Genomic DNA, 15,721 nt, shown 5'->3' on the forward strand with positions numbered 1-15,721 from the left:
ACTACACTATTTATAATGTTAAAAAGAAAATAGAATTTTTTCCTCTTTAACTCCTAAATTAATAAGTTGTTCTTTTATTTCTAACTTCCAATTAGATGCTATAATAACATAATCAACCATATCAATATATTCTTTGCTAGGTTTCATAATTTGTATATTATTTAATTTACTACACCACTTTTGTGGGTCATTATCCATATAGATTTTTATGTCTATTTTACATTGAAAATTTTTATTAGTTTTTTGAATTTCATCATAAATATATTTGCCACAACCACTAGCTCCAAATATACATACTTTTACTCTTTTGTTTATATCATCATGTCCTTTTAGCACTTCTGTATATTTCATATTAATTCTGTTTTCTTTAATACTATCCCCAAACCAAAATTGTGAATTTGAAATAATTGCTTCATTTGCTATACTTAAAGCCTTTTTATAAAGAAATTTAAATCTATCAGGATCTATTTCTGCGTATACATTGCCATTTTCTAGAGCTTCACCAATTCTTCTCCATTCATGAGTGTCTTGAAATTTTACCAAACCTTTTTTCCTTAACTCTTCATAATCATTTGATCCTGGCAATGGAACGTACCAATTAACTCCTATATTAGTGGGCGAAATTGATTTTAAGAACTCAAATGTTAACAAAATATCTTCTTCTGTTTCATTTGGATATCCTAAGAGAATGGATGCATGATAAGGAAATTTTAATTTTTCATGCAATTTAGAAGCTATAATATTTTGTTCCACAGTACAACCCTTATTCATAGCATTCAATATCTTTTGACTTCCAGACTCAAAACCATAAAATAATAATCTACATCCTGATGTCCACATCAATTTCAATATTTCTTCATCAACTTGATTTGCTCTTATGTTTGCAAACCATTGAATTTTTTTGCTTACACCAGTTTCAATCATTAAATTACAGAACTCTGATAACAACCTCCTATTATTTCCAATACTACTATCTATAAAGTATACACTGTCTATATCATACTTATATATCATATCTTCAATTTGTTTCACTAAATATTCAGCTGAATAAAACCTTACACTACTTAAAGCAGAGTAAGCACAAAACTTACATTTATTAACACACCCACGTCCCATCATTAAATCTAAAGTTTTTGCTATTTTCACCTTTGTTTTTGCTATTGAAGGAGTAGAATAAAATTTATAATCACACAGACTCCAATCTGGAAAAGGCAAATCATTTAAATTTAAAACTTCTTCACCACTTTGGTTAACTTGTAATTTTGATGATATGATACCTTTAACTTTTGTAGGATCGTCACATAAAGCCAAATCAATAATTCCTAAATCACCTTCACCAACAAAAGCGTAATCAAAACCCAATTCTTCTATAGTTTGTAATGGCTCTATAGAAGCATGTATACCACCAGCTAAAAAAATTGAATTGAGACCTAATTTTGAACAAGTATTCCTTACAAATTCTACAATAGATTTAACTTCGTCTAATTGAAAAGAAAAAAAACTAACACCTATTATATCCGGCCTAAAATCCATTATTTGCTCATATAAATGTTCTAAACACTTATCAAGTTTACCTTTATTGTGTACTAATATAGGTTCTAAATCAACAATTTTTACAGGTATATTATGAACTTTCAGTTGTGTAGCCAAACATAATAAATTATATGGTCCATTTCTCCACTCTTCACATAAATTGTGAAGAGATATATTTTCATCATGATAATTCCAAGGTCGGATGAACATTACCTTTTTCATGAAAACCCTCCTAAAATTTGGAACATAACTGTCAATTATAGGTTTATAATCAATAAAATAAAAAATTCAAGTTCATTTTTTATTTTATCTTTTAATTTCCCAATCCTAGTCCCACATAACGAAGTCTATTAAATTTAGCTTCTTTATATGTTCTCCAACTATCTATTATTACAGCATTTTCTGCAGCAATTTCATTTACTTTATTCCAATCAATTTTATTGTACTCTTCCCAGTTTGTTAGAAAAACAATAGCATCCGTACCTTCCATTGCTTCATATACATCTTCAGAATATTCTACTAAAGTTCCTAATTTATCTTTAACACTTTCTGATGCCTGAGGATCATGTATAATTACCTTATATCCATTTTTCACCAACTTATCTGCAATCATTACTGATTGTGACTCTTCAATTATATGAGTACCAACTTTATATGACATACCTAACATTGCAATTTTTTGACCTGTTTTAACTTTTTCAACAATTATATTATAGATTCTCTCCACAACATCATTGTTAATGTTTACCACTTGTTTTCCAAGCCTAGCTTCTGCACCATATTCATTTGCAAAAGCTTGAAAAGCTATATTATCTCTTGGGAAACAAGGACCTCCAAAACCTAATCCACCTTTTAAATATTTCTTACCTACCCTTGTATCTGCTCCTATTGCATTAGTAATTTCATCCACATCTGCACCTGGGATTTTTTCACATATAGAAGCTAGTTCATTAGCAAAACTAATTTTCATAGTTACATAACAATTTAAGCTGATTTTTGTTATTTCAGCATTTGTTAATGACATTGTAGCTATATATGGATTACTTTCACAGCTTTCTTCATATAGATTTTTAACCTGTTGTGCTGAATATTCATCAGAAGCTCCTATTAAAACCATGTCCGGATTTAAAAAATTTCTTATAACAGAACCTAATGCAATAAACTCTGGATTATATACTAGACCGAAATCCTTACCACAAGTCTTGCCAGTTAATTTTTCAAGTAAAGGCTTGAATATTTTTTCTGATGATCCTGGCATAACTGTAGACACTACATCAATTATATGAAAACTACTTTTTTTCTTTATATAAGGAGCTATTTCCTCAAAAACATTTTCAACATAAGCATTAGTAAATCTACCATCTGGATTACTTGGTGTTGGAACAATTATTAAGGTAATATCCGAGTTATTAATAACATATTCTATATCTGTGCTTATTTTTAGTTTATCCCAAGAATTTTCAAGAAGTTCTGGTAGGTCATTCTCATCTATTGGGCATTTTTTTTCTTTGAGATTATTAATTATGTAATCATTTTTATCAAAGCCTATAACGTTATGTTTTTTTACAGCAAAACATGTTGCTGTACACAATCCAAGCTTTCCTAATCCTATAACTGAAATATTCATTTATTGTATCCCCTTTCTAGTAACTGATAAAATTCATAAGTTTTTTTATTTGATTTATAATATATATCATCAACATCCTCTAGTATGTCATAGTCTTAAGATTCAATTTTGATTAGTAACAACAAAATTTCTATTTATAGCGATATTTTTATTTAATCTTTTTACAATTATCTACATCTCAATTTCTTTACCTAACTGTTTTAAAAACTGTTTAGATTTTTCTTCTGTCGAAAAACGTCAAAAACCTCTCCCTTTTCCTCTAAATCTTCGAGTATTTCCTTTATATAAAGCTATTATTTTTATCGTAGTCATTTTTATAAACTTTACATTGCACTTTTAGATATGTCAAAACCATTAGTATTGTTATTTTCTATTATCAATACTTTTTTCCTTGGAAACATATTTCAATCAAAAATTCGTGCTATGCTTTTTCACTTTCTGATGCAAAAAATATATCATATTCCTTTTCTTGTGATGTTTTTCTTTAATATAACAACAGAATGCCAGCACCTTCGTTTCGCTATTTAAATTTGTCCTATACATAATTTAAATAGTCCCTATATGTGCTTTTCACGCCATCATAAAGCTCCATCTTATGACTCCATCCCGCTTGCTTAAGTCTTGATATATCCAAAAGCTTTCTTGGCGTCCCATCTGGCTTACTTCCATCAAACCTCAATTCTCCTTCATACCCTACGATCTCTTTTATCATTTCTGCTAGTTCTTTTATGCTAATCTCTTTTCCTGTCCCCACATTAAAAAACTCATCTCCATCATAATTCTCCATCAAAAACACACAAGCATCTGCCATATCATCCACATATAAAAACTCTCTTAAAGGCTTTCCACTTCCCCATACTTCCACATAAGACAAATTATTAAGCTTTGCATCATGAAATTTTCTTATAAGAGCTGGTAATACATGAGAAGTCTTCAAATCATAGTTATCATTTGGTCCATACAGATTTGTAGGCATTACGCTTATAAAGTGATCTCCATACTGCTTTTTATAAAATTGACACATTTTAAGTCCTGAAATTTTTGCCAGTGCATAAGCCTCATTAGTAGGCTCTAAATAACCTGATAGAAGATACTCTTCTTTAATTGGTTGAGGACAATTTTTAGGATATATACAGGAACTGCCTAAAAATAATAACTTCTTAACCTTAAAGTCATGAGCTGCTTTTATAATATTACTTTGAATCATCAGATTTTCATATATAAAATCTGCTGGATATATATTATTAGCGTTTATTCCTCCCACCTTTGCTGCTGCTAGAAACACATACTCAGGTTTTTCTGCTTCAAAAACTCTCTTACATCAGCTTGGTTTGTTAAATCTAATTCTATATGAGTTCTTTCTATTATATTTAAATATCCTTTTTTCTCTAAGTTTCTTACTATAGCAGAACCAACAAGTCCCTTGTGCCCTGCCACATATATCTTGCTGCTTTTGTCCATAATAACCTCCAAAACAATGTAAAGATATTAAATATCTCTATTATTACCTTCTTCTCTTTTAAAATAAATACAAATATATACCTAAATATACTTAAAATCTAATATTTATTTTGTACTTGCTGCTTCTTTATACTGTTTCAAGTTTATTCCACATATATCTTTAACGTCTGCTTCCACCATTATATGTACTAACTCTTCAAAGCTTGTTCTTGGCTTCCAACCTAATTTATTATTCGCCTTGGATGCATCTCCTAAAAGCAATTCAACCTCTGTTGGTCTAAAATATCTTGGATTTACATCTACAAGAGTCTTTCTCGTTTTTTTATCTATTCCTTTTTCATATACTCCTTTTCCCTGCCATTCTAATTCCATTCCCACTTCTCTAAAAGCAAGCTCAGCAAATTCTCTTACCGTATGGGTTTCTCCTGTTGCAATAACATAATCCTCTGCTCTATCTTGCTGAAGCATAAGCCACATACCTTCTACATAGTCTCCTGCAAATCCCCAGTCACGTTTTGCATCTAAGTTCCCCAGAGATACCTTGTCTTGGACACCTTTTATTATGTTTGCTACAGCCCTTGTTATTTTCCTTGTAACAAAGGTCTCTCCTCTTCTTGGGGATTCATGATTAAAAAGTATTCCATTGCATGCAAATATATCATAGGCCTCCTTATAGTTTACTGTAACCCAATAAGCATAAAGCTTTGCTGCTGCATAGGGGCTTCTTGGATAAAATGGAGTTTTCTCATTTTGTGGTTCTGTACCTGGCATTCCTCCAAATAATTCAGATGTGGATGCTTGATAAAACTTACTCTTTACTCCCGTTTCCTTAATAGCATCTAGTATTCTTAAAGTTCCAATAGCATCTGTCTCTGCCGTATATTCAGGTACCTCAAAGGATACCTGCACATGACTTTGCGCTCCAAGATTATATATCTCATTAGGTTCAATTTTTTCTATTAATCTATTTAAATTACTTGAATCCGTTAAATCTCCATGATGTAAAAAAAGTGTTTTATTCCCCACATCTAGATTCTCAAATAAATGATCTATTCTTTTGGTATTAAAAGTACTAGCTCTTCTTATTATTCCATGCACTTCATACCCTTTATCTAATAAAAATTCTGTTAAATAAGAACCATCCTGTCCTGTTATACCTGTAATTAAGGCTTTTTTCATCTAGTTAACCTCCGTGATTTTCTTTATATAAAACTATTATTTTTATCGTAGTCATATTTAGAAGCTTTATGTAAAAAGAATGTCTTACATATTGAAAAAACTGCAAAAGCTTAGTTTTGCAGTTTCTATATATTCTAAAATTCCAACAATTTTAACACAAATTTGGCTTGTGAATTTGCCTGCACAAGCATTGCCTGTGTAACTTGAAGCAAAAATTTATTACCATAACACTCACCTACCATTAACTTAAATAATTAAAACACTTACTATTGTTTACATTGTACCATAAATAAACAATTAAGAATATAGCTACATTTAAGTTAATTTCATACACCTTAAGTTTTATTTTTCTATAAGATTCCACGTCATTGGAGTTCCCTTTTTTATATCAGCTGATGCCTTTTCACCAATAACATCTTTAAAATACTTCGTCTCCATGCCAAAAGCAGGCCTTATACTTTTTACATTTTCTTCAGTAAATAACTCTCCTTTATTTATATCCTTTACAATAAATAAAGAACGAGAGTGCTCTCTGCTTCTTTTTGCTTTTCTGTGAGCTCATAGGTTACAGTACCTAATGCCTTTTCTACATTCCTTATCCCTTTTACCATTTCTTTAAATTCAGCTGGTTCCATAGAAAATGCTGCATCCGGTCCACCTTCACTTCTACTTATAGTAAAGTGTTTTTCTATTACCTTTGCCCCTAAGGCCACAGAGGCTACTGATACATGGGTTCCCAATGTATGGTCTGATAACCCTATAATAGTATCGAAGGTTTCTGCCATATTAGGTATAGTTCTTAAATTTATTGTATCCATTGGAGCTGGATAAGCACTAGTACATTTTAATAATATAATTTGTTCATTACCCATTCTTTTACAAGCATTTATTGCTTCTTCAATATCCGATAAAGTAGCTATACCTGTAGACATAATAACAGGCTTTCCCTTTGAAGCTATATATTCTATAAAAGGTATATCAGTAATTTCGAAAGATGCTATTTTGTAAGCAGAAACATCCATTTCTTCTAAAAAATCTACTGCTGTTTTATCAAAGGGTGAAGAAAAACATATTAGTCCTTCTTTTTCAGCTTCTTCTTTAAGCCTTGGCTGCCACTCCCATGGAGTATGGGCTTCCTGATATAACTTATGAAGAGTAGTTCCGTCCCATATAGTTCCTTGCTTTATTTGAAAGTACTCATTATCACAATCTAAAGTTATAGTATCTGGTGTATAGGTCTGTAATTTTATAGCATCTGCTCCCGCTTCTTTTGCTCTCTTTATTATCTCTACAGCCTTATTAAAATCCTGATTATGATTAGCTGACATTTCTGCTATAATAAAAGTTTCACTGCCTTCCCCTATCTTCTTGTTACCTATCTGTATATGTTTTTCCATGCTGCTCCTCCTACTTATATGTTTACCTTTGTTTTATATCTTCATTTATTCTAGCTACTTCAGGATTATTGTCTAAATACTTTATAACTTCTTTTGCAGAAACAAATTCATCTCTAAAATTATTATATATTATCTCTACTAATTTAAAGTCCTCTTTTGTGTCCACACATAGCCTATAATCTTTATTATAAAAATTACTTCCCTTTACATAGTCTATTTTAAATTCTTTTGGATGCTTATAAATGTAATAAGTAACATGTTCCTTATACATATTAATTTCTTCTATATTACTTATACACTTAGAAGTATTAACTATATCATAAACTTTATCCAGTGCATCTTTAGTAATTATCTCGACGTCAAACCCTCTTACAAAAGTATCTGGTACATCTAATCTTACATAATCATAATCATTTGTTTTAAAATAGGTTATTACGTTATCTACTATTTTAGAATCTATTAATGGACAATCTCCTGTAACTCTTATGATTATATCTCCACTAAACTTATCTGATGCATCTTTATATCTTTTTAGTACATTACTCTCATGCCCTCTAAAAACCTCATACCCAGCTTTTCTTACGGCATCTACCAATTGTTCTTCTCTATCTTCTGTTGATGTAGCTAGAATAATATTATCTATATATTTACTTTTGCTTAATCTATCTAAAGTGTAAAGTATCATAGGCTTATTCATTATAGGTTTTATAACCTTTCCCGCTAGCCTTTCCGATCCCATACGGGCTTGAACTATACATAATATTTTCATTTTAAGTTCCTTTCAACATTATAAAATTTATTTATATATAGAGTAATTGAATTTTTCTAATTTATCATTCAATAATTTTGTAAATTTCATAGTACCATTTTTATTTAAATGAGATACATCATAAAAATCTTCCTTTAAAAAAATATTAGAATCAAAATAATCAAATACTTCAACATCAAACTCTTCTTTTATTTTATTTATGATTTTCTCAAACTCTTCTTTAATTCTAGGAGAAAATTTTTCATAGTAATACCTGCTTGTTGGACAAACAACAATAATAGGTGTAATTTTTTTTGATTTAAGTAGTGAAATATACTCTTGGAGTATCTTAGTGTTCTCCTTAACAGTTTCTGGGTAATCCTTATTACAATCTTTTTCTACTACCCATTTGTATATTTCTGCCTTTTCATCGTCCAAAATCCCGCTTATCATGTCATCCCACCAAGATTTATTTTGCTCATTTAGAAAATTATGTAGTATCATATTATAATCTTTCTTAAATATCTCCGATGCTACTTGTTCAAACTTAATATAATTATCTATCATCTCCTGATTACAAGGATGATTTCTCAGAAATCCTAAAAAACGGATAATAATTATATATCATTTTTTTAAAATTACTTTTTGAAAGATCGTATTCAAAACTATAATAACTCAATCCTATTATAGCGAACTTAATATCATTGACTATTTCATCATTATTTAATATCATCCTAGCCCATTGATAATCATAAAATAAGTCCTGACTAGAAACAGCTACATTTGCTACATTATAAGGCAACTGTTCTGTATCTATCCCAACTTCTGCATAAGATAACCCTGTTATAAATCCTTCAAAAGGTTTCTTACAATTAGAATAATTGGCATATGCCCTAAAAATTTCATAGTGATAGTAGCATTTTAAATAATCATTAATACTAATAACTCCTTTTTCATCTTGAGCACACATGGAGTAATCTGCCACTAGTAAATAATCATAATTTACATAATGAATTTCATGTTGTCCAAATACAGGAATTCCTTGTATATACTTTCCTTGCAATTCACTATCGTTGCTAATAATCGCAATTATTCTGCACCTTTCTAAATCCATTAATTCTTCAATATTTGTTAATAAACAATTTATGTCTATAGCAACCTTTTTAACCGCTGTTATATTAGAGAAAGAGTTACCCATATCTTTACGAAATTCACTAAACTTTGGAATCAAATAGTTTTTTAATATATCTTCGACTAAATTACTCTCATTTATTTCACAACAATAAATTATCTTCTTAAAATACTTAACTAATTCATCTATACTATCTGCTAAATTATTCTGAAGGTATTGTGGTAAAATAAGCTTTATATTCTCTTTTAACTTAACTAAAGCACTAATTAATGAATTAGCACTTTTTATAAGTTCTGTCGAGTTGGCATTACATTTCCATTCTTCATTTGTTATATTTAAAATAATATCTATGTCTGTAGCCATCATCTCAATTTTAAAAAGTTCATCCATTTTTTTCTACCCCTTAAATGTTATTAATTATTACAAAGAATATTTTCTAACTCATAAAGATTTTTAATCGAAAAATCCGCCTCATAACTTTTCTCCAGAAAAGTATTCATATGATCACCTATTTCTCTAATTACCCGTACAGTATACATATTGACTTTTCTAGCACCTATAAAATCTTTATTAGGGTTGTCTCCAACATACACACATTCTTCTGCTTTACAGTTAAAATACCTCATCATTTCCCTATATGCAAACTCATTAGGCTTCCAATATTCTAATCCATAATCGTCTGTAACTACTATTTTATCTATATAATTTTCAAGCTTTAAAGCTTTAATTTTATTCCACTGAACTGAAGCTTTTCCATCTGTAATAAGTCCTAAGTTATATTTGGCATTTTTATTACTGAAAGAATTTTTTTCCAAGAAATACAAAGCATCTTCATAAAGCTGTAAGCTTGGTTCTGAATTTCTATAGATATCTATCAAGTTACTTATATCCTCATTTATATTATGCTTATCACACAGAATGTTAAAAATTTCCCCTCTGCCATGATTATTTAAAATATCTATGGTGTTATTATAAAGAATTTCATAATCTTTATTAAATTTTGTAGCCAAATATTCACATACTTTAGCAAAGGCTCCATATACAAAATCTCTTTCTCTGTATAAAGTATCATCTAGATCAAATACGATTGTTTTTATCATTGCTACCTCTCTATCCTTTAAATGCTACCTAATAAATACTGCATCATCATACCTTAGCATAGTCATTTCTTCAAATTGTCCAATTATAGGTTCTATATTTTCTCCCTTTATCATCATATTGAAGTATTTTCCATAGTCTACTTCTGCCTCAAAGGTAAGCGGTACTCCCCCTCCAAAGCGGGGGTTTATTTCTATGAATTTTATTCTATTGTCTTCTGTAACTTTGCACTGTATCGTATATGGCCCCATGACAGCCGCTTCCTCTGAAGCATCAACCAATTTCATTAAGCATTCAATAACTCTATAGGTTTCTTTTATTATTTCTTTATGTAATACAGTTCTAGTTTTAGAAACTTCTCCCGAGCGTATCTCTAACCTTTCCCTAGGTACTATAGATATAGGTTTTCCCGTTAAATCACAAAGAACATCTATAGTATATTCTGGCCCTTCTATGTATTCTTGTATTATAGGTCTTTTTACATAATCTATAAAAAACTCTAGTTCTTTCACACTATTAACCTTAAATACCCCTGAGCTTCCCATTCCATTAATAGGTTTAACTATCAATGGAAATACCAAGTTAAACTCTCTTTCTAAAAAATCTTTAATTATATTTTCATTCTCTTCATGTTTTAAGTTTGCAGCTTTTAAAATGTTTATGATTGTTTCCTTAGAATAAGACTCAGGGGAGCCTATATCATTTTCCATGAAAAAGTTATACGTATTTAATTTATTCTGGCATACATCAATTATTTTTTTATTGCTTAACAATAGAGTGGTTTCTACACTTTTAAATTTACTTCTACTTTTGCATAATATATCAAATTCGTATTCATGAAGTGGAATTAGTAAATCTATGGCTTCTTCTTTGCATATACTTAAAATGGTATCTACATACCTCTCATCAGTAAATCTAGGTATTTTATAAAATTTATTCACAAAATTAGCTGCAGGAGCGTTATCACCTGAATCAACTCCTACTATAGTACAGTTTCTCTTTAAATATTTTATAAGCTGTACTCTTTTACCTATGGATGTAATAAGTAGCTTCACTATACCGTGCCCCTTTCACTATCTACATTTAATCCCTGTAATATAAGATCTCTGGTTTCATTCTTTGTTAAAGGTTCTATACTATGAGAAGTATAACCTTTTTTAATCGAGTGGTTAAATGATTTATAAAATTTTTCGTATTCACTTCTATTAAAGGTTGTTGGCATCACAGCATACATATTCCCCAAATCATAGGCATATTCCGATTCTTCTTCCGTCATAAGCTCCTCGTACATTCTCTCCCCTGGTCTTAAGCCTATATTTTCTATTTTTATAGTTTCAGTACTTATATTATATTCCTTGCAAACTTCTTCTATAATTACCTCTGTCAAATACTTTAACTTAACTACAGGCATTTTTAATATGAACAGTTCCCCACCATAGCATATCTCTGCAGCCTTCATAGTAAGCTTTACAGCCTGATCTAAAGTCATCATAAATCTACTCATAGTCTCATCTGTAACTGTTACTCTTTTTTCTTCTATTATTTGCTTTTTAAATAAAGGTATAACTGATCCTCTAGAACCAATTACATTACCAAATCTTACAGCTACAAATTTAGTTTCTACAGGTCCTTTACTATAATTTGCTGCCTGAACTAGCTTTTCTGCTAAAAGCTTTGTAGCTCCATAGGAATTGGTGGGATTTATAGCCTTATCTGAACTGGTAAATATAACACATTTAACATTATTATATACCGCTGCCTTTATAACATTTTCCATTCCATTGACGTTAGTTTTTATAGCTTCTGATGGGTTGTATTCACAGGCTGGAACATGCTTCATAGCCGCAAGATTAAACACTATATCTATGTCGTTCATAGCTCTTTCTACTCTGTCATAATCTCTTACATCTCCAATAAAAAACCTAAACATACCACCGCTTCCGTACTTATTTTGCATTAAAAACTGTTTATATTCATCTCTACTGAGTATTCTTATAACCTTTGGTTTATGTTTTATAAGTTCTTTTACAAGACCTTGACCTATGGTACCAGTACCGCCTATTATTAAAATTCTTTTGTTTGTGTAATAGGTCATTTTTTTACTCCTTTATTGAAAATATTTTATATTAAAATTAAAAAACCTCACACATCATAAAATGTACGAGGCCTTTATCCTAACACTTAACAGCATTTATAACCTTCTTCCATGATTCTAACAAAGGCTTTATCTCAAATTCTAAAACATCACTCATTAAGGTATAGTCTTTATTTTCATAGGCATCTACAAGCATATCTAATTTTTTTGACATGAGCACTTCATCCATTTCCTCATACTGAACATCTTTAGTAAGCCTGGCTACTTCCATAAGCCACTCTAGACCTTCCTCTATATATGAAGATAAATTAACCCCTTCTTCATTTTCTCCAGCTTGGAACTTATTAATTGCCATGTCTACACCATTTTTAAGCTTCACTACATATTCTGAAGCTGTTGGCATCGTATCTCTTTGAAGAGTTTTAAATTCTTCGATTGCTCTTACAGATTCTTCGTTCATTTTTATTCCTCCTAAAATGCATAAGTTCTCTTTATATAATTATCGTAGGTTTTTATAAAAAACTTATATTAATGATAGTAATTCAAATAATAAACTATATTAATAAATCTAAATTTCTTAATATATAAAGTTTAATCCATATATTGTAGTGCCTCTCCTACAGCCTTTGATATTTCTTCATATAATGCTTTACTTTTTTCTGCCGTTCTTTTGCCAGCATCTAGTTCAGACTCATTTAGCTTTTCGGCATATTTTTCATTATTTAAAACTTTATCTATATAAGGTGCTAACAAATACGCTATGACTCCTATTTTTTCAATATCATTTATTATCAAGTCTATCTCATCTAATTCACTAAATACCTTATTTATATTTATTCCTTTTTGTCCTATATAATACATATACATTTTTTCTGTATATTTTATCCCCTTTTCACAAGCTGCCTTTATATTCATTAAGTTATCTTTCATTATACTTAAATTATGCTCTACAGTCTCATGCTTTATGGTATCTTTAAAGCTTATATTTTTATTTATTTTTTCTACAGCATATTTTTCTATAGAAGTCTTAAGAGAAACTACTCCCGTTCCCTTCATATGAGCTCCACCTTCTGTGCTGTTTATGAAGGTTATGCCACTGCATTTTTCTATAAGCTCTTCAAACTCTTCTCTATAAGAGTTTAACAGCACACTTGTACGTACCAATTCTCCATTTATATCCTTTACGTACATCTCCTTCTCAGTGCTAAGCCAAAGATCCTTATGTTGTTCTAAATAGGTTACAGCTACATCTCCTGGGTTTTCCATAGCCTTAGCGCTTTCTGCATGAAACTTATCTCCTGTATAAGCTAAATCTTGACCAATAAATATAATAGGATTACATCCTAAATAAACGGCTAAACCCATGCATATATGAGCTACAGAACCCCCTTGAAGCAGTGAATCTACCTCTCTACCTGTTATACTCTCTACATAACCTTCCATTCCTTCATTAGAGAATAGTATTTTATTACCCTTATATTCTTGAACAATTTTATAGTTTACAGAATCCATAAATACTAAAGGTACTGTACTTTCAAGATTATGTTTCATTATAGTATAAGTAACTTCTTGAGGATCTATCGCGCATACAAAATCCGGAATAATATCTGCATTTTTCAATGCTTTTAGAGTTCTAGCTCCACATATTATAATAAATTTATCCTGCACATCCTTTAATAAGTGTATATTTTTTTCTAAGGAAGGTCCTGCTGAAACAATAATTGCAGGTCTTCCTTTAAATAAATCCTTGTAAGAATTTATAACGCTGCATCCAGCGGATTGTTTCATGTTTTTTATAAAATTTTGAAAGAATGTCTGTGAAAAGAAAGCCATGGTATCTCTACCTATTCTTTTATTTTGAGTAATTTTTCTTAAAGAGGTATTTAAATTCTTAAATTCATCTTCAAATAAAGATACATAATTCGCAAAACTTATAAATTTGATAGTATCTATTTCATAACTTTCTATACTACTATTTAAATCCTTGTCTATATTTTTTTCATCGTAGATAAATATTTTTACTCTTCTATCCTCAAGTATATATTTTAAATTTTCTACATTAGAAAATAAATTAGCTATTTCTAAACTTGGCTCTATTATTATAATTTTATTGCTATCTGTTATACTTTTTAGCAATTCTCTTATATGTTCACCAGTACCCAATCCAAATACTAAAATCAAAGCATTTCCATTTATGCTTCCTAAATCACTTATAAATTTGCTTATATCTCTTTCTACTGAATATTTACTTCCTATATATACTTTTTTATCTTCACTCACAGCTCTAATTATATTTCTATCATCCATTGAATTTTCAAGGTAATATTTACCATCCATAGTTTTTCCCCAAACTGTAATTTAGTTCTATATGTACTTATTGCTAATCATTTTAATATACCTTATGCATTTTTAACCTCTCTATCGCAGGTTCATAGTCTTTACACATTTTATAGTATTTTACCGATTCATCTTTTAAACCTAAACATTCATATATTACACCTATATTGTAACAAGGCAAATATGATGTAATTCCTTCTGCCTTTCCATCCGTACAGCTTGTACATTTAAAAAAATTATCTACAGCTTCGTTAAAATTAGCATTATTCATATAAATAAGTCCCATTAAAAAGTTATAATCTGCTGATTTTTTATAGCCTTCCCTGTATTTCTCAAGCTTTAAAGCCTCTGCATATTTCCCATTATTAATCAATGAATACCCATAAGTTTCTACTAAATCTTCTACATACTCATAATTAAAATTTCCTACATAAGATAATGCTTTTTCAAAACTATTACTAGAATTACCATACTGCTTATCCAAGTAATAAGATTTACCAAGCTGATATAAATAATATGCATCTTTAGGGTTATCCTCTACTGATTTCTTTAAAAGTGCTATGTTTCTTTGTAACTTTTTAGTATTATTTAATGCTTCTTCTGTGTATCCAATATGTTCTACAGCAATATTAACCAACTCTGTATTATGAATTTCTCCGTTTAAAGCTGTAATCTGTTCATGAATAATTCCCTTATACTGAAAGTAATTTTTATTAAATAATCTACTTACCCTTTCTATTTGCTTTTTATTCTTACTTCTTTCTTCTAATAAATTTACTATTTCTATTCTACCTACACATTTCAAGTTTTTATCATTATTTATAAATTCAAAAATACTTTTAATATCAAATTCTTTAATTACTTCATCAGCATCTAATACCAATATCCATTCATTAGAAGCCTTCTCTATTGAATAGTTTCTAGCCTTAGAAAAATTATTACACCATTTAAAATTATAAATTTTATCTGTAAATTCCCTAGCTATTTCTTTAGTTTTGTCTGTAGAACCTGTATCTACTATAATTATTTCATTTATAAAAAGAGATGCCTTTGCAAGGCATTTTCTTAGGTTTTGTTCTTCATTTTTAACTATCATACAAAGACTAATCATATT

Annotated in this window: 12 protein-coding genes and 2 pseudogenes; all 14 read right to left on the minus strand. The window is 29.6% G+C overall.

Going from position 1 to position 15,721, the window contains the following annotated elements; all coding sequences use genetic code 11:
• Positions 1-18: 18 nt before the first annotated feature.
• Entirely contained in the window at positions 19-1,755 is a 1,737-nt protein-coding gene (locus tag RCG18_RS01595; protein WP_308039695.1) for a B12-binding domain-containing radical SAM protein, read from the minus strand.
• A 91-nt stretch (positions 1,756-1,846) separates the two neighbouring features.
• Positions 1,847-3,160, minus strand: coding sequence for a nucleotide sugar dehydrogenase (locus RCG18_RS01600; protein ID WP_308039696.1), 1,314 nt, complete (start codon positions 3,158-3,160; stop codon positions 1,847-1,849).
• Between the two features lie 535 nt (positions 3,161-3,695).
• Positions 3,696-4,624 (minus strand): annotated as a pseudogene (locus tag RCG18_RS01605) (GDP-L-fucose synthase family protein).
• A gap of 102 nt (positions 4,625-4,726) precedes the next feature.
• Positions 4,727-5,800 carry a GDP-mannose 4,6-dehydratase gene (gmd, locus tag RCG18_RS01610; RefSeq protein WP_308039697.1) on the minus strand — a complete coding sequence of 358 codons (1,074 nt, stop codon included), beginning with the start codon at positions 5,798-5,800 and terminating at the stop codon, positions 4,727-4,729.
• A gap of 342 nt (positions 5,801-6,142) precedes the next feature.
• Positions 6,143-7,197, minus strand: a pseudogene (gene pseI / locus RCG18_RS01615) (pseudaminic acid synthase).
• Positions 7,198-7,219: 22 nt separating this feature from the next.
• On the minus strand, positions 7,220-7,966 hold the full coding sequence (locus tag RCG18_RS01620) for a glycosyltransferase family protein (RefSeq protein ID WP_308039698.1): 747 nt from the start codon (positions 7,964-7,966) through the stop codon (positions 7,220-7,222).
• A 27-nt stretch (positions 7,967-7,993) separates the two neighbouring features.
• On the minus strand, positions 7,994-8,512 hold the full coding sequence (locus tag RCG18_RS01625) for a hypothetical protein (protein ID WP_308039699.1): 519 nt from the start codon (positions 8,510-8,512) through the stop codon (positions 7,994-7,996).
• A 7-nt stretch (positions 8,513-8,519) separates the two neighbouring features.
• Positions 8,520-9,467, minus strand: coding sequence for a hypothetical protein (locus RCG18_RS01630; protein WP_308039700.1), 948 nt, complete (start codon positions 9,465-9,467; stop codon positions 8,520-8,522).
• A gap of 23 nt (positions 9,468-9,490) precedes the next feature.
• Positions 9,491-10,177: an HAD family hydrolase gene (locus RCG18_RS01635; RefSeq protein WP_308039701.1), complete on the minus strand. Its 687-nt coding sequence runs from the start codon at positions 10,175-10,177 to the stop codon at positions 9,491-9,493.
• A gap of 24 nt (positions 10,178-10,201) precedes the next feature.
• Complete coding sequence (locus tag RCG18_RS01640) at positions 10,202-11,230, minus strand: ATP-grasp domain-containing protein (protein WP_308039702.1); 1,029 nt, start codon at positions 11,228-11,230, stop codon at positions 10,202-10,204.
• Positions 11,230-12,270, minus strand: a complete 1,041-nt coding sequence (locus tag RCG18_RS01645) for an SDR family NAD(P)-dependent oxidoreductase (RefSeq protein WP_308039703.1) — start codon at positions 12,268-12,270, stop codon at positions 11,230-11,232. The genes RCG18_RS01640 and RCG18_RS01645 overlap by 1 nt, the downstream gene beginning before the upstream one ends.
• Positions 12,271-12,349: 79 nt before the next feature.
• Positions 12,350-12,730 carry a hypothetical protein gene (locus tag RCG18_RS01650; protein WP_308039704.1) on the minus strand — a complete coding sequence of 127 codons (381 nt, stop codon included), beginning with the start codon at positions 12,728-12,730 and terminating at the stop codon, positions 12,350-12,352.
• 131 nt (positions 12,731-12,861) lie between these two features.
• Entirely contained in the window at positions 12,862-14,607 is a 1,746-nt protein-coding gene (locus RCG18_RS01655; RefSeq protein ID WP_308039705.1) for a 6-hydroxymethylpterin diphosphokinase MptE-like protein, read from the minus strand.
• A 52-nt stretch (positions 14,608-14,659) separates the two neighbouring features.
• Positions 14,660-15,703, minus strand: coding sequence for a glycosyltransferase (locus RCG18_RS01660; protein ID WP_308039706.1), 1,044 nt, complete (start codon positions 15,701-15,703; stop codon positions 14,660-14,662).
• Between the last annotated feature and the right edge of the window lie 18 nt (positions 15,704-15,721).

This window comes from Clostridium sp. OS1-26, assembly GCF_030915445.1.
Taxonomy (GTDB): Bacteria; Bacillota; Clostridia; order Clostridiales; family Clostridiaceae; genus Clostridium_AM.